Source organism: Acidimicrobiia bacterium, from assembly GCA_035651955.1.
In the GTDB taxonomy this organism is placed as follows: Bacteria; Actinomycetota; Acidimicrobiia; order IMCC26256; family JAMXLJ01; genus JAMXLJ01.
In genome coordinates, this window is record DASRES010000072.1 from 1 (window position 1) to 24,538 (window position 24,538).

Annotated in this window: 24 protein-coding genes; 14 read left to right on the forward strand and 10 right to left on the reverse strand. The window is 71.5% G+C overall.

What is annotated here, in order from left to right; all coding sequences use genetic code 11:
* Both VFC33_15650 and VFC33_15655 read right to left on the reverse strand, forming a co-directional pair.
* The coding region (locus VFC33_15650) for a hypothetical protein (protein ID HZR14673.1) at positions 1-960 on the reverse strand (960 nt) is incomplete at its 3' end.
* A 61-nt stretch (positions 961-1,021) separates the two neighbouring features.
* Positions 1,022-2,206 (reverse strand): acetyl-CoA C-acetyltransferase, encoded by a 1,185-nt coding sequence (locus tag VFC33_15655; GenBank protein HZR14674.1) that lies wholly within the window; start codon positions 2,204-2,206, stop codon positions 1,022-1,024.
* 104 nt (positions 2,207-2,310) lie between these two features.
* On the opposite strand from VFC33_15655, the gene ccrA reads away from it, so the two are divergent.
* Complete coding sequence (ccrA, locus tag VFC33_15660) at positions 2,311-3,660, forward strand: crotonyl-CoA carboxylase/reductase (protein ID HZR14675.1); 1,350 nt, start codon at positions 2,311-2,313, stop codon at positions 3,658-3,660.
* 15 nt (positions 3,661-3,675) lie between these two features.
* Here the strand turns inward: ccrA and VFC33_15665 are convergent, their stop codons facing one another.
* Both VFC33_15665 and VFC33_15670 read right to left on the reverse strand, forming a co-directional pair.
* Positions 3,676-4,209 carry a PQQ-binding-like beta-propeller repeat protein gene (locus tag VFC33_15665; GenBank protein ID HZR14676.1) on the reverse strand — a complete coding sequence of 178 codons (534 nt, stop codon included), beginning with the start codon at positions 4,207-4,209 and terminating at the stop codon, positions 3,676-3,678.
* Positions 4,206-4,628, reverse strand: a complete 423-nt coding sequence (locus tag VFC33_15670) for a hypothetical protein (protein ID HZR14677.1) — start codon at positions 4,626-4,628, stop codon at positions 4,206-4,208. The genes VFC33_15665 and VFC33_15670 overlap by 4 nt, the downstream gene beginning before the upstream one ends.
* Positions 4,629-4,837: 209 nt before the next feature.
* On the opposite strand from VFC33_15670, the gene mce reads away from it, so the two are divergent.
* Both mce and VFC33_15680 read left to right on the forward strand, forming a co-directional pair.
* Entirely contained in the window at positions 4,838-5,242 is a 405-nt protein-coding gene (gene mce / locus VFC33_15675) for a methylmalonyl-CoA epimerase (protein ID HZR14678.1), read from the forward strand.
* Between the two features lie 110 nt (positions 5,243-5,352).
* Entirely contained in the window at positions 5,353-5,802 is a 450-nt protein-coding gene (locus tag VFC33_15680; protein HZR14679.1) for an Hsp20/alpha crystallin family protein, read from the forward strand.
* Here the strand turns inward: VFC33_15680 and VFC33_15685 are convergent.
* A complete protein-coding gene (locus VFC33_15685) occupies positions 5,769-7,124 on the reverse strand; it encodes a glycosyltransferase family 39 protein (protein HZR14680.1) in 1,356 nt (451 codons plus the stop codon). The two genes, VFC33_15680 and VFC33_15685, sit on opposite strands and share 34 nt — an antisense overlap.
* Positions 7,125-7,200: 76 nt before the next feature.
* Between VFC33_15685 and VFC33_15690 the strand changes: the two genes are divergently transcribed.
* From VFC33_15690 to VFC33_15710, 5 genes are all read left to right on the forward strand, one after another.
* A complete protein-coding gene (locus VFC33_15690) occupies positions 7,201-8,832 on the forward strand; it encodes an acyl-CoA carboxylase subunit beta (GenBank protein ID HZR14681.1) in 1,632 nt (543 codons plus the stop codon).
* Positions 8,829-9,086, forward strand: coding sequence for an acyl-CoA carboxylase subunit epsilon (locus VFC33_15695; GenBank protein ID HZR14682.1), 258 nt, complete (start codon positions 8,829-8,831; stop codon positions 9,084-9,086). The genes VFC33_15690 and VFC33_15695 overlap by 4 nt, the downstream gene beginning before the upstream one ends.
* 6 nt (positions 9,087-9,092) lie before the next feature.
* Positions 9,093-10,214: a metallophosphoesterase family protein gene (locus tag VFC33_15700; GenBank protein HZR14683.1), complete on the forward strand. Its 1,122-nt coding sequence runs from the start codon at positions 9,093-9,095 to the stop codon at positions 10,212-10,214.
* A gap of 105 nt (positions 10,215-10,319) precedes the next feature.
* Complete coding sequence (locus VFC33_15705) at positions 10,320-13,709, forward strand: EAL domain-containing protein (GenBank protein ID HZR14684.1); 3,390 nt, start codon at positions 10,320-10,322, stop codon at positions 13,707-13,709.
* Positions 13,710-13,732: 23 nt separating this feature from the next.
* Complete coding sequence (locus VFC33_15710; protein ID HZR14685.1) at positions 13,733-14,884, forward strand: CoA transferase; 1,152 nt, start codon at positions 13,733-13,735, stop codon at positions 14,882-14,884.
* Between the two features lie 190 nt (positions 14,885-15,074).
* Here the strand turns inward: VFC33_15710 and VFC33_15715 are convergent, their stop codons facing one another.
* Positions 15,075-15,314 (reverse strand): hypothetical protein, encoded by a 240-nt coding sequence (locus tag VFC33_15715; GenBank protein HZR14686.1) that lies wholly within the window; start codon positions 15,312-15,314, stop codon positions 15,075-15,077.
* A 213-nt stretch (positions 15,315-15,527) separates the two neighbouring features.
* Here VFC33_15715 and VFC33_15720 point away from each other — a divergent pair, with 213 nt between their 5' ends.
* Positions 15,528-16,013 carry a MarR family transcriptional regulator gene (locus tag VFC33_15720; GenBank protein ID HZR14687.1) on the forward strand — a complete coding sequence of 162 codons (486 nt, stop codon included), beginning with the start codon at positions 15,528-15,530 and terminating at the stop codon, positions 16,011-16,013.
* Entirely contained in the window at positions 16,010-16,300 is a 291-nt protein-coding gene (locus tag VFC33_15725) for a hypothetical protein (GenBank protein ID HZR14688.1), read from the forward strand. The genes VFC33_15720 and VFC33_15725 overlap by 4 nt, the downstream gene beginning before the upstream one ends.
* 15 nt (positions 16,301-16,315) lie before the next feature.
* Here VFC33_15725 and VFC33_15730 read toward each other — a convergent pair whose 3' ends face one another.
* From VFC33_15730 to VFC33_15740, 3 genes are read right to left on the reverse strand one after another with little or no spacing between them, the layout of a single operon-like run.
* On the reverse strand, positions 16,316-17,098 hold the full coding sequence (locus tag VFC33_15730; GenBank protein HZR14689.1) for a GGDEF domain-containing protein: 783 nt from the start codon (positions 17,096-17,098) through the stop codon (positions 16,316-16,318).
* Entirely contained in the window at positions 17,098-19,152 is a 2,055-nt protein-coding gene (locus VFC33_15735) for a protein meaA (GenBank protein HZR14690.1), read from the reverse strand. Before VFC33_15735 ends, VFC33_15730 begins: the two co-directional genes overlap by 1 nt.
* Entirely contained in the window at positions 19,149-20,003 is an 855-nt protein-coding gene (locus VFC33_15740) for a 3-hydroxybutyryl-CoA dehydrogenase (protein ID HZR14691.1), read from the reverse strand. Before VFC33_15740 ends, VFC33_15735 begins: the two co-directional genes overlap by 4 nt.
* A 116-nt stretch (positions 20,004-20,119) precedes the next feature.
* Here VFC33_15740 and VFC33_15745 point away from each other — a divergent pair, with 116 nt between their 5' ends.
* On the forward strand, positions 20,120-20,818 hold the full coding sequence (locus tag VFC33_15745; protein HZR14692.1) for a Type 1 glutamine amidotransferase-like domain-containing protein: 699 nt from the start codon (positions 20,120-20,122) through the stop codon (positions 20,816-20,818).
* A 75-nt stretch (positions 20,819-20,893) separates the two neighbouring features.
* Here VFC33_15745 and VFC33_15750 read toward each other — a convergent pair whose 3' ends face one another.
* Positions 20,894-21,610, reverse strand: coding sequence for a peptidylprolyl isomerase (locus VFC33_15750; protein HZR14693.1), 717 nt, complete (start codon positions 21,608-21,610; stop codon positions 20,894-20,896).
* A gap of 130 nt (positions 21,611-21,740) precedes the next feature.
* Between VFC33_15750 and VFC33_15755 the strand changes: the two genes are divergently transcribed.
* The 3 genes from VFC33_15755 to VFC33_15765 are packed head-to-tail and all read left to right on the forward strand — an operon-like array spanning position 21,741 to position 24,399.
* Positions 21,741-22,958, forward strand: a complete 1,218-nt coding sequence (locus tag VFC33_15755; protein HZR14694.1) for an aspartate kinase — start codon at positions 21,741-21,743, stop codon at positions 22,956-22,958.
* Positions 22,955-24,001 (forward strand): aspartate-semialdehyde dehydrogenase, encoded by a 1,047-nt coding sequence (locus VFC33_15760; protein HZR14695.1) that lies wholly within the window; start codon positions 22,955-22,957, stop codon positions 23,999-24,001. Before VFC33_15755 ends, VFC33_15760 begins: the two co-directional genes overlap by 4 nt.
* Positions 24,002-24,048: 47 nt before the next feature.
* Positions 24,049-24,399: an STAS domain-containing protein gene (locus VFC33_15765; protein HZR14696.1), complete on the forward strand. Its 351-nt coding sequence runs from the start codon at positions 24,049-24,051 to the stop codon at positions 24,397-24,399.
* Positions 24,400-24,538: the final 139 nt, after the last annotated feature.

Here is a 24,538-nt window from a genome sequence, read left to right on the forward strand (position 1 = left end):
TGACCACGCGGAGCCGGGCGTCGGCGCGGGACCGGGTGACCCGCCCCACGTCCCGCTCCCCTGCCCCCAGCCCTGCCAGCCCGTCTGGGGGGTCCACGGCATCCCGGTCGGGACGAACCCGCCCGCAGGCGGCGCGACACCCATCCGCCAGGCCATCAGCTGGAGGTCGAACCCCTCCTTGCGGACGCGCAGGTCGAAGTAGATGACCGTGACCACCGCGGCGACGAATGGCGTCGTCAGCACGGACCCGATCGCGCTCGTGATCCCACTGACGACCGCGACGGTCGTCGTCGCGCGCCCGCCTCCGGCGACGAGCGCGGGGACGACCAGGACGCCGAACACGGCGGCAACGAACGAGGCCAGGATGTTCGCGAGCAGCAGCGAGCCCGCCGTCGGCCACCACCGACCCTTCACCAGGTCGTACGACCGCGTCAGCGCACGGAACCCGCCGGTGTGCTCGATCAGGAGCACCGGGATCGCGACCGACCACGCCGCGTACAGCCACACCCCGGGGATGATGCACGCGGCGAACGCGACGAGCAGCAGCACCCCGTGCAGCACGAGCAGCCACAGCAGGGACCAGAAGCGGGAGAAGCCGAAGCGCAGCGACCCCCGCCAGTCCGACTCGGTACCGAGATACGTGTCACCGACCGTCTTGAAGCACGCGGCCTGCGCGAGCGTGGCCGACACGACGCCGACGACGAAGAGCACGAGCACGCCGGCGACGACTGTCGCCGCGTCGCCGCCGTTCACCTGCGTCGTCGTGCTGCCGTTGAACGACGTCGTGGTGGTCGTCGTCCCGGTCGGGAGCGACAACCGGACGAGCACGTTGAGGACCTGAACGGGCACGACGACGATCGCGACCGCCTTGACCATCGTGAGGAACTTCTGGCGGTAGACGCGGATCGCCGCGTCCAGCACCTCGCCGACACCCAGCGGACGCAACGCCGCGGGATCCATCGACGAAACCTAACCCGCTTGCCGGCGGGCGACGCGCCGGCGGGTCACACGACGAGCGTGCTCAGAGCGTCCTGACGATGGCCGCTTCGCCCTGGCCGCCGCCGCCGCACAGCGCGGCCGCGCCGGTGCCGCCGCCGCGGCGGCGGAGCTCGTTGACGAGCGTGAGCACCACACGGGTACCCGACATGCCGACGGGGTGGCCGAGCGAGATCGCGCCGCCGTTGACGTTGACGACGTCGTCGCCGATGCCGAGGTCCTGCATCGACGCGATGCCGACCGCCGCGAACGCCTCGTTGAGCTCGAACAGGTCGACGTCATTCAGGGACAGGTCGGCACGCTGGAGCGCGTTCTTGATCGCGCCGGACGGCTGGTGGAGCAGCGACGGGTCGGGGCCCGCGGTCATGCCGAAGCCGACGAGCTCGGCGAGCGGCGTGATGCCGAGCTGCTGGGCCTTCTCCTTGCTCATGACGACGACAGCCGCGCCGCCGTCGGAGATCTGCGACGCGTTGCCGGCGGTGATCGACCCGTCCTTCGAGAACGCCGGCCTCAACGCGGCGAGGCTCTCCGTCGTCGTCCCGGGTCGGATGCCCTCGTCGTTCTCGACGAGCACGGGGTCGCCCTTGCGCTGCGGGATGCTGACCGGCGTGATCTCCTCGGTGAAGCGCCCGTCCTTGACCGCGGCGGCGGCGCGCTCGTGGCTCTTCGCGGCGACCTCGTCCTGCAGCTCGCGGCTGATGCCGCCCACCTTCCCGCAGTACTGCTCGGTGCCCGCGCCCATGTGGACGGCGTCGAACGCGCACCACAGCCCGTCGTTGATCATCGAGTCGATGAGCTCCCCGTTGCCCATGCGGTATCCCGCCCGGGCGCCCGGGAGCAGGTAGGGCGCGTTCGTCATCGACTCCATGCCGCCCGCCACGACGACCTGCGCGTCGCCGGCCTGGATCATCTGGTCGGCGAGGTAGATGGCGTCGATCCCGCTCAGGCACACCTTGTTGACCGTCATCGCGGACACCGTCATCGGGATGCCGGCCTTCGCGGCGGCCTGCCGCGCGGTGATCTGGCCCTGCCCGGCCTGGAGCACCTGGCCCATGAGGACGTAGTCGACCTGGTCGCCCGAGATCCCGGCCCGCTCGAGCGCGGCCTTGATCGCGAACCCGCCGAGGTCCATGGCGGTGAACGACGCGAGTGCACCGGACAGCTTGCCGATCGGGGTACGGGCCGACGAGACGATCACGGAGCCGGGCATCTGTCCTCCCAGGAGACGCGGGTGCGCGACGAGCGTTGTACCCGAGTTACCGGATGGTAGCCCCAGGTCGTCGCGCCGGTCCGGGGCGGGTAGGTTCACGCGCCATGGCTACCGAGATCGACGCGATTCGCACCGCCATCCTCGACGAGGCCCCCGGCGACGAGCTGGGCGCGCTCCCGCTGCCGGAGAGCTTCCGGGCCGCGGTCGTCCGGGCCGACGAGCAGGAGATGTTCGCCGGCGTCCCGTCCGACGAGAAGGACCCGCGCAAGTCGACCCACGTCGACGACATCGCGATCCCCGAGCTCGCGCCCGACGAGGCGTACGTCGCGGTGATGGCGAGCGCGATCAACTTCAACACGGTGTGGACGTCGATCTTCGAGCCGCTGCCCACGTTCGGGTTCCTCAAGCGCCTCGGCAAGGAGAGCGTCTGGGGGAAGCGGCACGACCAGCCGTTCCACATCATGGGCAGCGACGCGTCCGGTGTGGTCCTGCGGGTCGGCTCCGCGGTCCGCAACTGGAAGCCGGGCGACCGCGTCACCGTGCACTGCAACCACGTCGACGACCAGGACCCGACGGCGCACGACGACTCGATGCTCGCCGCGAACCAGCGCATCTGGGGCTTCGAGACGAACTACGGGGGCCTCGCGGAGATCGCGCTCGTGAAGGCGAACCAGCTGATGCCCAAGCCCGCGCACCTCACCTGGGAGGAGGCCGCGGTCAACGCGCTGACGAACTCGACGAGCTACCGCATGATCGTCAGCCCGAACGGCGCGCAGATGACGCAGGGCCAGGCCGTGCTGATCTGGGGCGCGAGCGGCGGCATCGGCGCCTATGCGTGTCAGTACGTGCTGAACGGCGGCGGCACGCCCGTCGGCATCGTGTCGTCACCCGAGCGCGCCGCGCTCCTGCACGAGATGGGTGTCGAGCACGTCATCGACCGCAAGGCTGAGGGCTTCCGGTTCTGGAGCGACGAGCACACGCAGGACCCGTCGGAGTGGCGCCGCCTCGGGAAGGCCATCCGCGATCGGATCGGGCGCGACCCCGACATCGTGTTCGAGCACCCGGGCCGTCAGACGATGGGTGCGTCGGTGTTCGTCTGCAAGCGCGGCGGGATGGTGATCACGTGCGCCGCGACGTCGGGGTTCATGATCGAGTACGACAACCGCTACCTCTGGATGATGCTGAAGACCATCAAGGGGTGTCACTTCGCGAACTACCGCGAGGCGTGGGAGGCCAACCGCGCGATCTGCGAGGGCAAGGTGTTCCCGACGCTGTCACGCACGTTCAGCCTCGACGAGACCGGTGAGGCCGCGTACGAGGTGCACCACAACCTGCACGAGGGCAAGCTCGGCATCCTCGTGCTCGCCCCCGACGAGGGCCTCGGCGTGACGGATCCTGAGATGCGTGAGCGGCTGCTGCCGCAGATCACGCTGTTCCGCCGTCACGACGCGTAGGCGGAGGGGACGCGCTCAGCTCCCTGAGCGCACCGCGAACGCGCGCACGTTGCCGTCTGCGGTGCCGACGACGAGATGGTTCGCGCCGAGGACGGGCGCGCCCGTGACCTTGCTGCCCGTCTGGTACGTCCACAGCGCGGTGCACGTCGCGTTGCCGCATCCCGCGGCCGAGAACGCGTGCAGCGAGCCGTCGTCCGAACCCGTGGAGACGACCCCGCCCGCGACGGCCGGCTGCACGCGCGTCGTCGCGCTCGTCGTCCCCGACCACAGCGGCGTGCACGTCGTCTGGCCGCAGCCCGCGCCGTCGAGCGCGACGAGCGTGCCCGCGCTCGTCCCGACGAAGACCGTGCCGCCGCTGAGGGCCGGCGGGCTGCTCGCGCCGACGGCTGCGTGCCAGAGGACGTTCCCGTTCGTGGCGTCGATCGCGTACAGCGTGCCGTTCGCGGTCGTGACGTAGACCGTGGACTCGTCGCTCGACAGCACCGGGAAGCGTGCGGTCGAGTCGAGCGACGCGCTCCACGAGGGGTCGCACACCGTGTTGCCGTTCACGGTGCTGCACGTCGGGTCCGTGACCGGGAAGGCGAGCAGCGTGCTCTTCTCGCCGAGCGCGAGCTCCGAGGTCCCGACGGCGGCGGACGTCCGCTCACGTCTGCGAGCGGTGAGCCGCCGTTCACGTCGTACGCGTGGATGCCGCCGCCGTTGAAGGCGTTGAACGGGACGAGCGGTTGGTTGCCGTGCAGCGTGACGTCGCTGATGTGGCTGTACGGGTCCTGCGTCGGCGGTACCGCGACGGTCTGGTGCCAGGCCTCGGCACCGCCCCCGAGGTCGAGCGCGTACGCGGTCACGCCGTCCGTGACGTACACGCGGTTCGGCACGACGATCGGATCGTTCGCCGGGCTCGCCGTCAGCTGGTGTGTCCACGCGGACGTGAGCGACGCGACGTTCGACGTGTCGATCCCCGGCGACACGATCAGCGACGCGTCACGGTGCGCGTCGGCGCCGGGTTGCGTCCAGCACCCGCGAGTGCGACCGCCAGTGCCGCCGCGGCGAGTCCGGCCGTGAGTCGCGTGCGCACGGGCGCCCCTCCCACGACGCCGGCGCCTGACCGTCGGACACGGTACGACCGGTCCCCCGTGGGCTCAACCGCGCGTCGAGACCGGCTCGTACACTTCCGCGCATGCTGCTGACGGAGATCGACCACGTCGCGATCGCGGTCAACGACCTCGAGGCCGCCATCGCGTACTACCGCGACACCTACGGCTGCGAGGTCGCGCACCGCGAGGTCGTCGAGAAGGACGGCGTCGAGGAGGCGCTGCTGAAGGTGGCCGACTCCTACATCCAGCTGCTGACACCGGTGCGAGACGACTCGACGGTGGCCAAGTACCTCCAGTCGAAAGGGGAGGGGATCCACCACGTCGGGTACCGGGTCGACTCGGTGGCCGCGGCGCTGGACTCGGTGAAGGAGCACGGCTTCCGGGTCATCGACGAGCAGCCCCGGCCCGGCAGCCGGGGCACGACCGTCGCCTTCGTGCACCCGAAGACGGCGTTCGGCACGCTCATCGAGCTCGTCCAGGAGGGGTGACCCTTCCGCCATCACAAAACCTATTGGCGTTGCACTCAGCTTTTCCTATACTGACGGTGTCACGAGCACCGGCCGCGAGGAGCGGTCCGGTCCGTCAGGAGGTACGCGAGATGCTGATGCGCTACGACCCGTTCCGCGAGCTGGACCGCTTCACCGACCAGCTCTTCGGCAGCCCCACCCGTGCGCCCTGGGTCCCGATGGACGCCGTGCGCCACGGTGACACGGTCGAGGCCCGCTTCGACCTGCCCGGTGTCGCGCCGGAGTCGATCGACGTCACGGTCGAGCGGAACGTGCTGACCGTCACGGCGGAGCGGTCGTGGTGGCCGGCGGAGGGCGACGAGATCCTGGTCCGCGAGCGGCCCCAGGGCCGGTTCTCCCGCCAGCTGCTCCTCGGCGACGCGCTAGACGGCGACCGGGTCCAGGCCAACTACGAGCACGGTGTGCTGCGCGTGACGATCCCCGTGGCCGAGCAGGCGAAGCCGCGCAAGGTCGAGATCCACGTCGGCCAGACGCAGGCGCTCCCCGGTCAGGAGACCGTCGAGGTACCCGCCTCCGCCTGAGCCGCTTCCCCCGCTCCCGTACGCTCACCGTGGTCCCGTCGTTCGTGCGGCGGGGCCACGTCGCGTTCGCGGGCGCGTGACAGGAGCGCGTCGATCGCGACGGCGGCGAGCACGACGAACGCGACCTCCGCGGGCTCGCGGTCGCGGATCGACCCGTAGAAGCCGACCGCGACGATCGTCACCGCGACCACGGTCGCGAGCAGCGGGACGAGGGTCACGCGGCGGCGGTGGAGCACCCAGGCGCCGACGACCGCGACGGCCACCAGCGGGTAGAACGCCAGCACCCCGAGCTCGGACGCGCGTAGCGGCCGCCCTTCCTCCTGTGCGAAGCGGGCCGTCTGGAAGGGGCGGAACAGGCTCCACGCGCGCCCGAAGCGTGCCGCGACGACGACCGGCAATCGGTCGAAGTGCGTGCGCACGTAGTGGTACGCGCGCCGGCGGTAGATGCCGTCGGCGACCGACTGGTCGGCCACGTCCGGCTGCGGGTTCGCGCACGCGAGGTCCCAGGCGCCGAGGGTCGGGCCCGAGTAGGTCGCCGGGCAGTTGGCGCCGACGAGCGTGAGCCCGTCGTTCGACGACACGTACACCGGCTTCTCGAACCGGGCGAGGTTGAACGCGACCCAGGGCGCCAGCACGACGAGCAACGCCACGACTGCCGCGCTCCCGAGCACGAGGCGTCGCTTCACGGTGCCCCGGCACATCCAGACCACCGGCACGACCGCGAGGACGAGGAGGAGGGCGAGCTCGGCGCGCGTCAGCACCGCGAGCCCGAGCGCGACGCCGGCGAGCGCGGCGTCGACGAGCGGGCGCCCGTCGTCGCGCCGCAGGAGCCGGTAGAGGAACAAGAGTGTGGCGGCGACGAACACCGCCGCAATCGGCTCCGACATGCCGACGCCGTCGGCGACGACGAAGCCCGGGTAGACCGCGGCGAGCGCGGCGGCGATCAGCCCGGCCCGGTTCCCCGCGATCTCGCGCGCGAGCAGCCCGATGACGACGACGAGGATCGTGCCGACGAGCGCCATGGTCAGCCGCTGCGCGAGCACGCTGTGGTGCCAGATCCACGACGCCGGCGTCAGGACGATCGCGGTGAGCGGCGGGTGGTCGGCGGCGGGCTTCCCCGTGAACGGCGAGTTGAAGCCCTTGCCGTCGGCGAGCGCATTCGCCTGGTACGAGTAGAAGACCTCGTCGCCGCTGAGCTTCGTGTGCATGCGGAACACGAGCACGTAGACGACGCGGATCGCGAGCCCGGCGAGCGCGATGGGCGCGACGCGCACGAGGAAGGCGCGCACACCGAGGTCGCCGGCCGTCGTGTCCTCGGCCACCGGCGCACACTACGGCGCGGGGGCGGCACGTGCCCGGCGGGATCACACGAACGGGCCGGAACGTAGGCTTGTCCGCATGGCCGTCGAGGAGACCGACATCGAAGTCGCGAGTGCCGAGGGCGAAGGGGCCGGAGGTCCCGCCGTCGCGCCGCCCGTCCACCCGATCCACGAGCGTCTCGAGCAGCTCTCGCAGCTGAAGGAGCAGGCGCTCCACGCGGGGAGCGAGAAGGCGATCGAGCGCCAGCACCAGCGCGGGAAGCTGACCGCGCGCGAGCGTCTCGAGCTGCTGCTCGACCCGGGGTCGTTCGTCGAGCTCGACATGCTCGCCCGCCACCGCGCCCACGGGTTCGGCATCGAGAACACGCGACCACTCACCGACGGGGTCGTCACCGGCTGGGGGACGATCGACGGCCGGAAGGTGTTCGTGTTCTCGCAGGACTTCACCGTCTTCGGAGGGGCGCTCGGCGAGGTGTTCGCCGAGAAGATCCACAAGGTGATGGACCTCGCGGAGTCGGTCGGCGCGCCGATGATCGGCCTGAACGACGGCGCGGGCGCGCGGATCCAGGAGGGCGTGGTCTCGCTCGCGTCCTACGGCGGGATCTTCTTCCGCAACGTCAAGGCGTCGGGTGTCGTGCCGCAGATCAGCGTGATCCTCGGCCCCTGTGCCGGCGGCGCGGTCTACTCGCCCGCGATGACCGACTTCATCTTCATGACCAAGGGCACCTCCCACATGTTCATCACGGGGCCCGACGTCGTGAAGACGGTGACCGGTGAGGACGTCACGCAGGAGGAGCTCGGCGGTGCGATGACGCACGCGTCGAAGTCGGGCGTCGCGACGTTCGTCTACGACGACGAGCAGACCTGCCTGGAGCAGGTGCGCTACCTGCTGTCGTTCCTGCCGTCGAACAACCTCGAGGACCCGCCCGCGTTCGAGCCCGAGGACGACCCCGAGCGGCGATGCGACGCGATCCTCGATCTCATCCCCGACGCGCCCAACAAGCCGTACGACATGAAGAAGGTGATCGCCGAGATCGTCGACGACGGCGAGTTCCTCGAGGTCCAGCCGTACTGGGCGATGAACATCATCTGCGGGTTCGGACGCCTGAACGGCCGCGCCATCGGCATCGTCGGCAACCAGCCACAGGTGCTCGCGGGCTGTCTCGACATCGACGCGTCCGAGAAGGCGGCGCGCTTCGTGCGGACGTGCGACGCGTTCAACATCCCGCTCGTCACGTTCGTCGACGTGCCCGGGTTCCTGCCGGGGACCGACCAGGAGTACGGCGGGATCATCCGCCACGGCGCCAAGCTGCTGTACGCGTACTGCGAGTCGACGGTTCCGCGCGTCCAGGTGATCACGCGCAAGGGCTACGGCGGTGCGTACGTCGTCATGAACTCGAAGTCGATCGGCGCCGACCTCGCGTTCGCGTGGCCCTCCGGCGAGATCGCGGTGATGGGCTCGCAGGGTGCGGTCAACATCATCTTCCGCAAGGAGATCGAGGCGGCCGAGGACAGCGACGCGCGACGCGCGCAGCTCATCGACGAGTACACCGAGCGGTTCTCGAACCCGTACAGCGCGGCCGAGCGCGGCTACGTCGACGACGTCATCGACCCGCGCGACACGCGCGCCGTGCTCGTGCGCTCGCTCGAGATGCTGCGCAGCAAGAAGGAGAAGCTGCCGCAGCGCAAGCACGGGAACATGCCGCTGTGACGACGCACGACAACTCGTCGCGACCCGTCCTCCGCGTCGTGTCGCCGTCCGCGACGCCGGACGAGGTCGCCGCGATCGTCGCCGCGGTCGGGTCGTTGACGCAGCCCGTCGCGGTCGTCGACACGTCAGGCCCGGACGACCCCGACCGGCTCGACGCCTGGGTGCACGTCTCGCGCCTCAGCTCACGGCGCGCGTCGCTGCAGCGCGGATCGTGGCGGCTGTACGGCCGGCTCGGTCGCCGTCGTCGCGCCTGACCGTCCGTGGCCCCCGCCGTCCGCGACGCCGAGGTGATGACCGTCGGCCCGGACGAGGTCGTCGTCACGTTCGTCACCGATCCCGGCGTCGAGGTCACCACACGCGTCGGCGACCGCGAGGTCCGTACGACGGGCCCGCATCACGTGGCGCGCGTCGACGGTCTCGAGCCCGCGACCCGGTACGCGGTCGACGTCGAAGGCGCGCGTCACGATGCCCATCTCCCGCGCGAGGTGACGACGCTCGCCCGGCCCGCCGGCCGTCTCGTCGCGACGGTCGCGACGGTCAACGACGTGCACTTCGGCGAGGTCGAGTGCGGGCGCATCGGTGACGTCGACCCCGCCGAGCTCGGGCCGGTGCTGCGCTCCGAGCCCGGCGAGGAGCCCTATCCGCAGACGATGAACCGCGCCGCGATCGCGGAGATCGGCGCGCTCGGCCCCGACGCGGTCGTCGTCAAGGGCGACCTCACGAACCTGGGCACCGAGGACGAGTACGCGCAGTTCCTCGACGCGTACGGGCGACTCGGCCCGCACGCCCATCACGTGCGGGGCAACCACGACGGGATGATCGACCCGACGCTCGCTGTCGAGGGTGCGCCTTACGCCGTCGAGCTCCCGGGCGTGACGCTCGCCGTGCTCGACACCGTCATCCCGGGGATCGAGCGCGGGCGGCTGGGCCGCGACCAGCTCGCGTGGCTCGACGACGTGGTCGCCGCGACAAGCGGCCCCGTCCTCGTGTTCGGGCACCACCACTGCTGGAACGTCGAGAGTCACGACCGCAACCCCACCTACTTCGGCATCCACCCCGACGACAGCGACGCGCTGGTGGACGTCGTTGCCCGCCGGCCCAACGTGGTCGGGTACTTCGCCGGCCACACCCACCGGAACCGGGTGCGGCGCTTCGCGCGTTCAGGCGCGGTGCCCTTCGTCGAGATCGGGGCGACGAAGGACTATCCGGGCTGCTGGGCCGAGTACCGCGTGCACGAGGGCGGCTACACGCAGGTCGTCCGGCGCATCTCGTCGCCGGAGGCGCTCGTGTGGACCGAGCGCACGCGGCCGATGTTCGCGGGCCTGTACCGCGACTACGCCCTCGGTCCGCTCGACGCGCGCTGCTTTACACACCGATTCTGACCGGCTGCGCGCGCATCGCGTTCGCGCGAACACTATTTGTTGGATATCCCCGCGTCGCGGGGTACGTTGCAGCAAGATCGGGGGCAGGTCGAGTCGAAGGGGAACGTGCCCGTGGTGCGACCGCTCGGCCGCCACCGTCGTGCGAATCGGGACGGCCGCGGTCGGCCATCGCCGCGTCAGCCCGCAGACCGGCCCGAACCCGACGATCTGCGCGAGCAGGCCGCGCGGGCCGAGCTGATCGCGGACTTCACGCAGCAGCTCAGCGCGTCGCTCGAGGACCTCCACGCGTCGGCGCAGGTGGTCGCGGAGCGGGTCCGGCTGATGGTCGGCGACGCCTGCGTCGTGTCGCTGGTGGGCGACGACGGCAGGCTCACCCCGGTCGGGATGGACGTCCCCGGGGTCCGGGCGGCTCGCGCGCTGCGACACGCGTACTCGAGCGCGGCACCGGATCTCGACACGGGCTGGGCCGGAGCGGTGCTGTCGGGCGAGACGATCTTCGTGCCGCACGTCTCGCCCCAGGTGCTCGAGGCCAACGTGGACCCGCGCCATCGCGACCTCGTCTCCGGGTTCCCGCTGTCGTCGTTGATCATCGTGCCGCTGACGGCGCGCGGCGAGACGTTCGGCTCGGTGGCAACCGCGCGTGCGGCCGACGCCCCGGCCTACACCCGCGACGAGCTCAACCTCGTCCGCGACGTCGCCGACCGGGCGGCGCTCGCGATCGACAACGCCCGTGTGTACGCCGCCAACGTCGAGACCACGCGCCGCTTGCGGCAGCTCCAGGAGATCACGGACGTCGCGATCGCGCGGCTCAACCTCGACGAGCTGCTGCACGCGCTCCTCGAGCGACTCGCGCGCGTGCTCGACGCCGACAGCGCGCGCATCCGGCTCGTCACCGACGACGACCGGCTCGCGGTCGGCACGACGATCGGCGTCGAGCGCGCGGAGGACGACGAGGTCCTCGACATCGGCGAGGGCTTCGCCGGTCACATCGCGCAGACGCGCGAGCCCGCGATCGCGGGCGACGTCGATCCCGGCGACATCGCGGCGTCGCTGCGCGCGAAGGGGATCCGCAGCATCGTCGGTGTCCCGCTGCTCGTGAACGATCGTCTCGTCGGTGTGCTCCACGTGAGCAGCGTGACGCCCGATCGGTTCCACGAGAGCGACGTCGAGCTGCTCCGCCTCGCCGCCGAGCGCATCGCGGTCGCGATCGAACGGACGCAGGCCGAGGAGGCCGAGCGCGTCGCGCGCGACCGCGAGCGGTTCGTGTCGGAGCTCTCGGAACGCATCGAGTCGCAGGACTACGAGACGATCGTCGAGCTGCTGCCGCGACTGCTCGTGCCGGAGGTCGCGGACTGGGCGTCCGTGTACGTCGTCGACGACACCGGTGCCGCCCGCGTCGGTCTCGCACACCGCGACGAGCACGAGCTGCCCGTCCTGTACGAGCTGTACTGGCGCTACGTAGTCGGTCCCGACGGGACGCTCCCGGACGAGCACCTGCGCTCCGGGATCGCGCGCGTCGTGACAGATGTCGACCGCGAGCGTCTCGAGGAGCTCGCCGTCGACGACCGGCATCTCGAGCTGCTCCGCGCTGCGGAGGTGCGGTCGTGCGTGATCGTCCCGCTCGTCACGCGCGGCCGGACGATCGGGGCCCTGACGCTCGTGGCCACACGCGACTCGCACCGCCGGTTCGCGCGTCGTGACCTGCCGTTCGCGCGCGACATCGCCGACCGCGCCGCGACCGCGCTCGCGTTCGCGCACGAGTACGCGGGAAGGGTCGCGACGCAGGCCGCGCTCGAGCTCAGCGAGGAACGCTTCCGCGTCGCGTTCGAGGACGCCCCGATCGGGATGGCGCTCGTCGACCTGGCGGGCGAGGAGCCCGGCCGGATCGTCCACGTGAACAAGGCCTACTCGAACCTCACCGGCTACTCGGAGGTCGAGCTCATCGGGCGCGCGCCCTACGAGCTCACCGAGGCGTCCGAGCGTCAGGAGGAGGTCGACGCGCTCGCGCGGCTGATCAGCGGAGAGACTGCGTCCCACCAGCACGAGCAGCCGATCGTGCACGCGCACGGCGAGGTCGTCTGGGTCCACCTCACGATGCGCGCCGTGCCCGACCTCGACGGCCGCCCGCACTACGCGATCCTGCAGATGGCCGACGTCACGGCCCGGCGCGCGGCGGAGGAGCGGCTCGTCGCGCAGGCGCTCCACGATCCGCTCACGGGCCTGTCCAACCGGCGCGTCCTGATGGACCGGCTGCAGCACGAGCTCGACGACCTGAGCCGGCGCGACACCGCGGTCGCCGTCTTCTACCTGGATCTGGACCGGTTCAAGCGGGTCAACGACGACCTCGGGCACGAGGCCGGCGACCAGCTGCTCATCGAGGTGAGCCGGCGCATCGAGACCGTCGTCCGTCCACCGGACACCGTCGCCCGCCTGGGTGGCGACGAGTTCGTCGTCGTGTGCGGCGGCCTCGGCGACGAGCGCGACGCGATCGGCATCGCCGAGCGGCTGCTCGACGCGATCTCGGAGCCGGTGTCGCTCGCGGGCCGCAACCTCTCGGTGTCGCCGAGCATCGGCGTCGCGTTGACGTGCTCCGCGGACGACGACCCGGTCGAGGTGCTGCGGCGCGCCGACACCGCGATGTACCGCGCGAAGGGTCGCGGACGCGCGTGCTTCGAGATGTACGACGAGCGGTTGCGTAGGCAGACGACCGCGCGCGTCGAGATGGAGTCGGAGCTGCGCGAAGCGCTTGCGCACGACCGGTTCCGGTTGCACTACCAGCCGATCGTGAGCCTCGAGCACGGAACGATCATCGGCGTCGAGGCGCTGTTGCGTCTCGAGCACCCGACTCGCGGTCTGATCGGACCCGACGAGTTCATCGCGGTCGCGGAGGAGAGCGGTCTCATCGGTGCGATCGGCCGTTGGGTGCTCGAGGAGGCGTGCCGGCAGCTCGCGCGCTGGCGCACGATGTTGCCCGAGGAGCTGCAGGAGCTCCACATGGCCGTGAACGTGTCCGGTCGCCAGCTCGCGCACCCGTCGCTCGCCTACCAGGTGCAGCGCGCGCTCGACGAGTCCGGTGTCCCGGCCGAGCAGCTCTGTCTCGAGATGACCGAGACGGTGTTCATGGACGCCGTGAACTCGGTGATGGACAACCTCGAGGCGCTGAAGTCGCGTGGCATCCGTCTCGGGATCGACGACTTCGGCACGGGCTACTCGTCGTTGACGTACCTGCGGAACTTCCCCGTCGACGTCGTCAAGGTCGACCGCTCGTTCGTGCGCGAGCTCGACGCCCGGCCGCAGGACCAGGCGATCGTGTCGGCGGTCGTCGAGCTCGGCCACACGCTCGACCTCACGACGATCGCCGAGGGTGTCGAGACGGAGGAGCAGCTCGAGCTGTTGCGCGTCCTCGGCTGTGACCTCGCGCAGGGCTACCACTTCGCCAAGCCCCGCCCGGCCGACGAGGTCACGGAGCTGATCCGGGGCCGTCCGGCCTGGTAGCTCCGCCCGTATCCTGCGCCTCGATGCAGGCACTGGACGGGCTCAGGGTGATCGACATGGCGAGCGTGCTGGCCGCACCGGGCGCGGCTCGGCACCTGGCCGACTACGGCGCCGACGTCGTGAAGGTGGAGCCACCCGCCGGTGAGACGGCCCGCCACATGGGCTGGGCCGATCCGCGTGACGGTGCGTCGCTGATCTGGAAGATCGTCGCCCGCAACAAGCGCGCGGTGGTGCTCGACCTGAAGACCGAGCGCGGCATGGACGCGTTGCTGCGTCTCGTCGACAGCGTGGACGTGCTCGTCGAGAACATGCGACCGGGGACGCTCGAACGTCTCGGCCTCGCGCCGGACACGTTGCTCGCGCGCAACCGGCGCCTCGTCGTCTTGCGCGTCAGCGGCTTCGGTCAAGACGGCCCGTACGCGCGACGCCCGGGCTTCGCGACGATCGCGGAGGCGATGAGCGGGTTCGCGGGACTGAGCGGCGAACCGGATGGCGCGCCGCTGCTCCCACCGATCGCGCTGACCGACGAGATCACCGCGCTCGCGGGCGCGTTCGCGGTCATGGTCGCGTTGCGACATCGCGACCGGACCGGTGAGGGTCAGGTCGTCGACGTCAACCTGTTGGAGACCATGCTGCAGATGATGGGCGCGCTCCCCGCCGCGTACGCGTCCTTCGGGTACCTGCAACCGCGTCTCGGGTCGGGGATCCCGTACAGCACGCCGCGTGGCACCTACCGCTGCGCGGACGGTGTGTGGGTCGCGGTGTCGACGTCGACCGACTCGGTCGCGTGTCGCGTCGCGGAGTTGCTCGGAGTCGGCCGGGACGACCGGTTCGCGACGTTCGCGCGTCGCGTCGAGCACCGCGACGATCTCGAGCGTCTCGTGCGCGAGTGGATCGCGCGCCGGCCGTCCGCGGAGGTTCTCGACGCCTTCGAGCGCGCCGAGGCCGCGATCGCGCCCGTCTACTCGATGGCCGACGTCGTCGCCGACCCCCACGTGCGCGAGCGGCAGGCGCTCGTCGAGGTGGACGGGGTGCTCATGCAGGCGCCCGTCGCGCGGATGTCGCGCACGCCGCCCGAGGTGCGTCACGCGGGACGCGCGCTCGGCGCGGACACCGACGAGGTGCTCGACGAGCTCGGTCTCGGACGCGAACCGTCCCGAGGAGGGTCGGAGTAGAGAACGCCGGTCTCCCGGCCGGCCCCAACGACCTCCTCGGGACGTGTGACGGTCATTCTGGCCGATCGTCCCGAGCTTTTCCAGAGCACCCTGTGGACCACTTGTGGACCACGTGTGGACGCGGCCCCTTCGCCTGTGGACGCGCTGTGGACAGCGCCGCGGCGGTCGCGTCGTCGCGGCGCCGCGACGGTCAGGCGGGCGCGGTCGTGGACAGCGTCGTCACCCCGACGACCGACGCCTGGACCCCGCCGCACGACGGGCAGCGCGGCTCGCACGTCGGCGGGACGACCGACCGCCCGTCACGCGAGTAGGCCTCGACGACGGTGTCACCCGGGTACTCGTGGCGGCGGACGTCGTAGTCCCACGCCCAGTGCGCGCCGCACGCACGGCAGGCGAACCGGTACCGCTCGGTGGTCTGCTCGATGTGCAAGAGCCCTTCCTCCCTGCTCGTGCTCCCCGCTGGTGTCGCGTCCGGGCTCTCGTCCCGGCTCGTCCGGGACGGTGCGGCTCCCGGCGGCCGATCGTGGCTACAGTTGCACCCTGCAACGTTCACTATCGCGCGATCGGCACGGCGATCCAGTTCATGAGGGCATCACCAGGATGAATGGGCGATGTCGCCCGCGGGAACGGATGCGATGTGCAGATGAATCCGCCCGACGGTGACGCCGACCTCGTCGACGTGGTCGACGCCGTCCTGGCCGCGTCCCGCGTGTTCGTCGGGATCGCCACCGCGACGCTCGAGGAGGTCGCCGCGGACCTCACGCTGCCCCAGTTCCGAGCCCTCGCCGCCGTCGACGCGCGGGGCCCGTGCAGCGTCGGTGAGCTCGCCGAGGAGCTCCGTGTCCACGCGTCGACCGCGACACGCATGTCGCGGCGGCTCGTCGCCAAGAAGCTCGTCGCCCGCCGGTCCGCCCACCACGACCGCCGCGAGCAGGTCGTCACGTTGACGCCCGCCGGCCGGCAGCTCGTCAACACGGTGACCCGCCGGCGCCGCGAGGAGATCGCCGCGATCGTCGAGAAGCTGCCGTCCACCCAGCGTCGGGCGATGGTCCGGGCCCTGCGCGCGTTCACCCGTGTGGCAGACGCCGGCGGCGACCACGCGTGGCTGGCCGGTTGGTCGGTGGCGTGACCGGCGAGGACGACGGCCGGGGCGAACCGGCGGAGCTGGCGGTCGCCGCGGCGGGCGACCGGTTGTGCGCGTTGCTGGGCGAGCTCGACGCGATCCACCGCGAGCTCGCCGGCCTGGTCCGGCGGCGGGGCCGGGAGGCGTGGGGTGCGGCGCAACTGGACCGCTACCACGAGCTGGCCCGGGCCGAGCTGGTCGCGCACCGCCGTCTCGTCGTCGCCCGCGACCGCTTCGACGCCGCTCGCCGCCGCGTCGCCATCGCGAGGGCTCGGTCCCGCGCGTCGACCTGACGTGACCGCGCCGACCTACTCGGCCTGCGCCACCTCGACGTGATCCCGGCCCCGGGCGCGGGCGGAGCCGAGCGCGTTGCCGGCCATCGCGACGAGCTCGGCGGCGCCGAGCGCGTGCGACGGGTAGCACGCGATCCCGGCCGAGATCGTGAGCGTCCCGCCCGCGGCGCTGGCGTGCAACGTCCCCCGCACCCGCTCGGCCGCCCACACCGCGCCCGCCTCGGCGGTGTCCTCGAGCACGACGCCGGCGAGCACCTCGCCGAGTCGGCACACGACGTCGCACTCGCGCAGGGTCCGCCGGACGACGTCGCCGAGGACCGCGACCGCCTGGTCGCGAGCCTCGTCGCCCGCGCCGTCCAACCCGTCGAGCTCGAACAGCACCACCGAGACCGGTTGCAGCTGCCGGCGCGCCGCGGCGACGCGCTGCTGGACCGTCACCGCGAAGAACCGCTCGTCGAGGAGCCCCGAGACCGCGTCGAAGACGTCAGCCGCGGGGTTGGCGGCGCTCGCGCCCGCCGCGGCGGCGTCGTCCGCCTGCCGGCGAGTCGCCTCCTCGGCGAAGATCGCCGCGAGCGTGTCCAGCTCGCGGCGCAGGCGCTGGAGGTCCTTGCCGACCGACACGAGCTGGTCCTCGGAGGACCGCAGCCGCACCGCCAACGCTGCCGCGGCGACCCCGCTCACGATCCCCGCGATGCCCGCGACGATCCCGAGCACGGGTGCGTCGACCACGGCCGCGGCGACGCCCGCCGCGAGGGCGGCGACGGCCGCGCAGACCGAGATCACCAGCCGGCGATCCATCACGCCCTTTCCATCGGCCGGGTGCCGCCCGGAATTGACGAATCGCGGCGATGTTCCTCGCGGCGGTGGTCGATGGCGAGCTGGGCCAGGTCCCCGACGATGTCGACGAGGCGGAAGTCCTTGGGGGTGTAGACGCGGGCCACGCCGGCCTGGCCGAGGCGGGGCTGGTCGGCCTCGGGGATGATCCCGCCGACGACCACGGGCGCGTCGACGCCGGCGTCGCGCAGGAGCCGGATCGTCTCGGGCACCAGCTCGAGGTGCGAGCCCGAGAGGACGGACAGGCCCACGACGTCGACGTCCTCGTCGCGCGCCGCGGCCGCGATCTGCGCCGGGGTCAGCCGGATCCCCTGGTACACCACCTCCATGCCTGCGTCGCGCGCGGCGACCGCGATCTGCTCGGCGCCGTTCGAGTGGCCGTCGAGGCCGGGCTTGCCGACGAGGAGCCGCACCGGGCCGCCGAGCTCCTTCGCGGCCGCCTGGACCCGGTCGCGTACCTCGACCATCCCGCCGACGGGCGCGGCCGCGACCGCGCCCACGCCGGTCGGCGCGCGGTACTCGCCGAACACCTCGCGCAGCGCGCCGGCCCACTCGCCGACGGTGCCGCCAGCGCGCGCCAGCGCGAGCGTCGCGGGGAAGAGGTTCTCGCTCGTCGCGGCGACCCGACGGACCTCATCGAGCGCGCGCGCCACCGCCTCGGTGTCGCGCTGCTCGCGCCACTGCCGGATCGCGTCGATCTGCTCCTGCTCGGCGCGCTCGTCGGGCGTCAGGATCGCGGCCTCGCCGCCGAGGCTGGCGACGAGCGGCGACGGCTCCGTCTCGGTGAAGACGTTCACGCCCACGACCGGGTGCTCACCGGTCTCGATCTCGCGCACCCGCTCGGCGTTCGACTGCACGAGCCTGCCCTTGACCTCGTCGATCATGGCGAACGCGCCACCGCCGTCGAGCACCCATTCGAGCTCCGCCCACGCGGCCTCGCACAGGTCGCCGACCTTCGCCTCCACGACCTTCGACCCGTCGAACAGGTCGCCGTACTCGAGCAGGTCGGACTCGTAGGCGAGGACCTGCTGGATGCGCAGCGACCACTGCTGGTCCCACGGGCGCGGGAGTCCGAGCGCTTCGTTCCAGCACGGGAGCTGGATCGCCCGCGCCCGAGCGTCCTTGGACAGCGTCACGCCGAGCATCTCGAGCACGATGCGCTGCACGTTGTTCTCGGGCTGGCTCTCGGTGAGCCCGAGCGAGTTCACCTGGACGCCGTACCGGAAGCGGCGCAGCTTCTCGTCACGGACGCCGTAGCGCTCGAGGCAGATGCGGTCCCACAGGCGCGTGAACGCCCGCATCTTGCACATCTCCTCGACGAAGCGGATCCCCGCGTCGACGAAGAACGAGATGCGCCCGACGACGGCCGGGAAGTCCTCGGCCGGCACCTGGCCCGACTCGCGCACCGCGTCGAGCACCGTGACCGCGGTCGCGAGCCCGTACGCGAGCTCCTGCACCGGGGTCGCGCCGGCCTCCTGCAGGTGGTACGGGCAGACGTTGATCGGGTTCCACCTCGGGATGTGCGTCACCGCGTGGGCGATCACGTCGACGGTCAGCCGCTTCGACGGCTCGGGCCCGAAGATGTAGGTCCCGCGGGACAGGTACTCCTTGACGATGTCGTTCTGCGTCGTCCCCTGGAGTGCCGCGGGGTCGACGCCCTGCTGCTCCGCGAGCGCGACGTACATCGCCAGCAACCACATCGCGGTCGCGTTGATCGTCATCGACGTGTTCATCTCGCCGAGCGGGATGCCGTCGAACAGGGCGTGCATCTCGCCCATGTGCGGGACGGGCACGCCGACCTTCCCGACCTCGCCCTTGGCGAGCGGGTCGTCGGGGTCGTAGCCGGTCTGCGTCGGCAGGTCGAACGCGACCGACAGTCCCGTCTGGCCCTTCGCGAGGTTCGACCGGTACAGCGCGTTCGACGCGCGGGCGGAGGAGTGGCCCGAGTACGTGCGGATCAGCCAGGGACGGTCACGCTGCGTCATACGTGCATTCTCCCCCCGGCTCCGGGTGATCACTTCCGGTAGTCGTAGAACCCCTGGCGGGTCTTCCGGCCGAGACGCTCCGCCGCGACCATCCGCTTGAGCAACGGCGCCGGCGCGTAGTTCGGGTCGCGGAACTCGGCGTAGAGCGCCTCGAGGATCGCGAGGCTCGTGTCGAGACCGACGAGGTCGAGCAGCTCGAGCGGCCCCATGGGGAAGTTGCAGCCGCCCTTCATCGCGGCGTCGATGTCCTCGCGGGTCGCGACGCCGGCGTCGAGCAGCTTCACCGCGTTGTTCAGGTACGGGAACAGGAGTGCGTTGACGATGAACCCGGCCTGGTCCTTCACGAGCACGGGTGTCTTGCCGCACGCCTCGGCGAAGGCCCGGGCGGCCTCGACGGTCTCGTCGCTCGTCGTGATCGACCGCACGACCTCGACGAGCGGCATCGCCGGCGCGGGGTTGAAGAAGTGCACGCCGCACACGCGCTCGGGACGACCGGTCTCCATCGCCAGCTCGACGACGGGCAGCGTCGACGTGTTCGTCGCGAGGATCGCGCCGTCGCCGCAGATGCGGTCGAGCTCGCTGAAGAGATGCTTCTTGGTCGCGAGGTCCTCGACGATCGACTCGATCACGAGGTCGCACTCCGACAGCTCGCCCAGGTCGACGACGGCGCGGACCCGTGCGAGCGTCGCGTCGCGCTCGGCCTCCTCGAGCCGGCCCTTCTCGACCTGCCGGGCGAGCGACTTCTCGAGCCCTGCGACCATCGCGTCGGCGCTCGACTGCGCGCGGCTGCGCAGGACGACCTCGAAACCCGACTTCGCCGCGACCTCCGCGATCCCGGCACCCATGATCCCGGAACCGACGATGCCGACGCGCTTGACCGTCATGACGAGCCTCCCGACCGACGCGAGCGCGACCGCGGCCGGTCGACCGCGGACGAGGACGGGCCAGGTTACCGGCGGGTAGCCGGGCGCTCCATTTGCGGCCGTTAGGCTGCGACGCGATGCCGACGAAGCGCTCGACCGGCACGCTCGCCCTCGTCGGCGGCGGCGAGTTCTGCGACGAGTGCGCGTCGTTCGACGCCGAGCTGCTCGCCGCGAGCGGCAGCACCGAGGTCGTCGTCCTCCCGACGGCAGCGGCGTACGAGCACGCGGACCGGGTGGTCGAGCGGGCTGCGAAGCACTTCGCCGGCCTCGGCGCGACTGTCAGACCGCTCGGGGTCCTCCATCGACCCGAGGCCGAGGACGCCGCGAACGCGGAGATCCTGCGCGCGGCGACGTTCGTCTACTTCGCCGACGGCTCGCCGTTGCACCTGCGCTCGGTGCTCAAGGGCTCGCCGTTGTACGACGCACTCCGCGCGGCATACGAGCGCGGTGCGGTCGTGGCCGCGTCGGGTGCGGGCGCGACGCTGCTGTGCGACCCGATGGTCGACCCGCGTGGCGGCGCGTACACGGTCGGGCTGGGCCTCGTCGCCAACCTCGCCGTCTTCCCGTACCACGGCACCGCCGCCGACCACCTTCGGCAGCGGTCCGTCGAGCTGCTCCCGCGCACCGCGCTCCTGGTCGGCATCGACGAGCACACCGCGCTGATCCGCGACGCCGAACGTTCGTGGCGTGTCTCCGGCGCCGGAGCGGTCACCGTGTACGGCGACGGCGCACCGGAGGTCGTCCGCGCCGGCGAACCCCTCACGCTCGACCGCTGATTCAAGCGCCCACACGTTGTGTGAAGCGCAACGGCCACGTGATGGCCGCTTCCCTTCCCAAAAGGCCGTTGCGCGTCAGGACTCGGCGATCGTCACCTTGGTCACGGTGACGGTCGCCGAGGGCGGCCCGTCGTAACCGGCGACGGTCTGGCCCGCGGGAACGAGCGACGCGATCTTCTTCGCGACGTCGAGGCCGCTCGTGACCATCCCGAAGCGCGCGTAGTCGTTCGGCAAGGTCGCGCCCTGCGAGCCCGTCACGATGAACCAGTCCGACGAGAACGTGCCGGCGGGCTCGTCCTGCGTCTTGGCGGCCGCGAGCGACCCGACGGGGTAGTGGTCCTTCGGGAGCTCGCCGACGACGCTGCGACCCGGGTTCACACCGGTCGGGCTGCCGGCCTGGATGACGAAGTCGGGCACGATCCGGTGGAACGTCCAGCCGTCGTACTTCCCGGCCCGCGCGAGCCGCACGAAATTGTCCGTGGCCTTCGGTGCGTTCTTGGCGTCGAGCCGTACGGTCATCACGCCTTCGTTGGTGTCGATCGTCGCGGTGTACGTCTTGTTGACGTCGATCGACAGCGCGGCTGCCGACTTGGTCGCGCTCTTCTTGCTGCTCTTCTTGCTGCCGCCACGCGTCGCGCTGAACGCGAACGCGATGCCGACGACGACCACCGCCGCGATGATCACGTTGCGAGCGGTCTTCGTCCGCTGCCGGCGGCGTGCGACCGCGAGGTCGCGTGCGCGTGCGGCCTCCCGGTTGATGCGCTGACGCTCCCGCTTCGAGGCCTTCGACACGGCGCGGGAGTCTACCGACGGCCGCGCGCGGCTCCGGAGCCACGCGTCCCCCGGAAAAGCTGGGTCGGGAGCGCTCCGCCCCGCCGGTACGATTGAGCGTCGTGAGCCGGCCCGTCGCGCCGAACCGCGCATGCTGATCGTCCAGAAGTTCGGCGGGACGTCCGTCGCCGACCCCGATCGGATCCGTGCCGTCGCGGACCACGTCGTGCGGACGCGGCGCGACGGTGACGACGTCGTGGTCGTCGTCTCGGCGATGGGCAAGACGACCGACGAGCTCGTCCGTCTCGCGTACGACGTCTCGGAGACGCCGGCGTTGCGCGAGCTCGACATGCTCCTCACCGCCGGCGAGCGCATCTCGATGGCGCTGCTCTGCATGGCGATCATCGACCGGGGTGAGCACGCGGTCTCCTTCACCGGGTCGCAAGCCGGGATCGTCACCGACACGACGCACGGCAAGGCGAAGATCGTCGAGGTGAAGGGCGACCGGATCCGCGACGCGATCGCCGCGGGCAGCATCGCCGTCGTCGCCGGGTTCCAGGGCGTGTCGACGTCGAAGGACATCACGACGCTCGGTCGCGGCGGGTCCGACACGACCGCCGTCGCGCTCGCCGCGGTGCTCAAGGCCGACGCGTGCGAGATCTACACGGACGTCGCCGGCGTGTACACCGCCGACCCCCGCGTCGTCCCGGAGGCACGCCGGCTGGCGCGCATCTCGTACGAGGAGATGCTCGACGCCGCCGCGACGGGCGGCAAGGTGCTGGCGCTGCGGTCCGTCGAGTTCGCGCGCCGATACAACGTCCCGATCCACGTGCGGTCGAGCTTCACGTGGGAGCCGGGGACCTGGGTCCGGGAGGAAGACCCGATGATGGAGCAGGCGATCATCTCGGCGGTCACGCACGACACGTCCGAGGCGAAGGTGACGATCGAGAACGTCCCCGACCGGCCCGGCATCGCCGCCAAGATGTTCCGGGCCCTCGCCGACGAAGCGGTGAACGTCGACATGATCGTGCAGAACGTGTCCGTGCACGGCCACACCGACATCTCGTTCACCGTCCCGCGCGACGACCTCGCGCGCGCGCTGAAGGTGATGGAGACGATCGTCGCCGAGACCGAGGCGACCGGCTTCCGGCACGACACCGCGGTCGGCCGCGTGTCGCTGATCGGGGCGGGGATGAAGAGCAACCCCGGTGTCGCCGCGAAGATGTTCGAGGTCCTCGCGGGCGAGAACGTGAACATCGAGATGATCTCCACGTCGTCGATCCGGGTGTCGTGTGTCGTTCCCGACGTCGACGTCGAACGTGCGGTCCGCGCGCTGCACAGCGCGTTCGGCCTGGAGGACGCCCCGTGAGCAGGGCGACCGGGATGAACGTCGGCGTGGTGGGCGCGACGGGACTGGTGGGCGGCGAGATGCTGCGCGTCCTCGAGGAGCGCGCGTTCCCGGTCCGCGAGCTGCGTGTGTACGCGTCACCCCGCTCGGAGGGTCGCAAGCTGCCGTTCGCGGGTCGCGAGGTCGCGTGCGAGGTCCTGCGCGACGGCTGCTTCGACGGGCTCGACCTCGTGGTCGTCGACGTCGACGACCCGCTGGCGGCCGAGTGGGCGCCGAAGGCCGCGGCCGCGGGCGCGAAGGTCGTCGACAACTCGGCCGCCTTCCGCATGGACGACGACGTTCCCCTCGTCGTCGCCGAGGTCAATCCCGACGACCTGCGCACGCTCCCGAAGGGGATCGCGTCGTGCCCGAACTGCACCACGATGGTGCTCGTCACCGCGCTCGCGCCGCTGCAGCGCGCCGCGGGCATCGACCGCATGGTCGTTTCGACGTACCAGTCCGTCTCCGGTGCCGGGCAGCCCGGGATGCACGAGCTCGACGGCCAGTGGGCCAAGTACGACGGCCAGTCCGAGCGCCTGCGCCGCGCCGCCGCGCTCGGCGACGTCGTCGAGCCGGGTGACGTCTGGCCCAAGCCGATCGCCGGCAACGTCATCCCCCTGGCCGGGTCGCCCAAGGAGGGGGGCTACACGTCCGAGGAGTGGAAGCTCCTCCGGGAGACGCGCAAGATCCTCCACGACGACACGATGCGCATCACGGCGACGTGCGTCCGCGTGCCCGTCTACGTCGGGCACGCGATGACCGCGAACCTGCAGTTCCGGCGGGCCGTCTCGCGCCGCGAGGTGGTCGAGCTCCTGAGGGACGCGCCCGGGGTGACGGTGGTCGACGACGGCGACGGGTTCCCGACGCCCCTCGACAGCGCCGGGATCGACCCCGTCCTGGTCGGCCGGGTCCGCGAGGACCCGTCGCAGCCGGGTGCGATCGATCTCTGGGTGACCGGCGACAACCTGCGCAAGGGCGCGGCGCTGAACGCGGTCCAGATGGCAGAGGTCCTCGCGAAGACCTGAGCCGCCGCCGCGCATGGCGGTGCGCATCCAGGGGTATCGGCAGCCAGGTGACGGGAGCTCACGGCGGCGATCCCGCGCGGGGCGGGCAGGTGGTGTCCTCGCGGACCGGCCGCGAGCTCGAGATCAGCGTTTCCGGCGACGTCGACATGCTGACGAGCCCGTCGATCGAGCGTCGCGTCGTCGATCTCATCGCGCGCAGGGGCGTGGGCGACGTGGTGATCGATCTGAGCGGCGTCGGGTTCTTCGACTCGGCCGGTGTGCGCGCGCTGGTCGTGGCGAAGCAGGAGGCGACCGCGCGCGGTCTCCCGTTCCGGGTCGCCGCGGCGTCGCCGCAATGCCGGCGTGTCCTCGAGGTGTCAGGGCTCGACGGGATGTTCGGGCTCCCGCCCCTGCGTTGACGCACGCGCGCGTCGCCCGGTTCGTGGGGATCGCGGTGCGCGGGGCTACGGTCGGGCCTCGGTGGACGACGCCCGCGCACGCGGCACCGGGTCAGACGTCCGCCCGGACGCGACGGATCACGCCGGGCGAGTCGCGGCC

Excerpts from the sequence above, each read along its gene's own strand:
- VFC33_15655 (HZR14674.1), bottom strand. The coding sequence starts at position 2,206 with ATGCCCGGCTCCGTGATCGTCTCGTCGGCCCGTACCCCGATCGGCAAG.
- ccrA (HZR14675.1), top strand. The coding sequence starts at position 2,311 with ATGGCTACCGAGATCGACGCGATTCGCACCGCCATCCTCGACGAGGCC.
- mce (HZR14678.1), top strand. The coding sequence starts at position 4,838 with ATGCTGCTGACGGAGATCGACCACGTCGCGATCGCGGTCAACGACCTC.
- VFC33_15680 (HZR14679.1), top strand. The coding sequence starts at position 5,353 with ATGCTGATGCGCTACGACCCGTTCCGCGAGCTGGACCGCTTCACCGAC.
- VFC33_15690 (HZR14681.1), top strand. The coding sequence starts at position 7,201 with ATGGCCGTCGAGGAGACCGACATCGAAGTCGCGAGTGCCGAGGGCGAA.
- VFC33_15710 (HZR14685.1), top strand. The coding sequence starts at position 13,733 with ATGCAGGCACTGGACGGGCTCAGGGTGATCGACATGGCGAGCGTGCTG.
- VFC33_15720 (HZR14687.1), top strand. The coding sequence starts at position 15,528 with ATGAATCCGCCCGACGGTGACGCCGACCTCGTCGACGTGGTCGACGCC.
- VFC33_15730 (HZR14689.1), bottom strand. The coding sequence starts at position 17,098 with ATGGATCGCCGGCTGGTGATCTCGGTCTGCGCGGCCGTCGCCGCCCTC.
- VFC33_15740 (HZR14691.1), bottom strand. The coding sequence starts at position 20,003 with ATGACGGTCAAGCGCGTCGGCATCGTCGGTTCCGGGATCATGGGTGCC.
- VFC33_15745 (HZR14692.1), top strand. The coding sequence starts at position 20,120 with ATGCCGACGAAGCGCTCGACCGGCACGCTCGCCCTCGTCGGCGGCGGC.
- VFC33_15755 (HZR14694.1), top strand. The coding sequence starts at position 21,741 with ATGCTGATCGTCCAGAAGTTCGGCGGGACGTCCGTCGCCGACCCCGAT.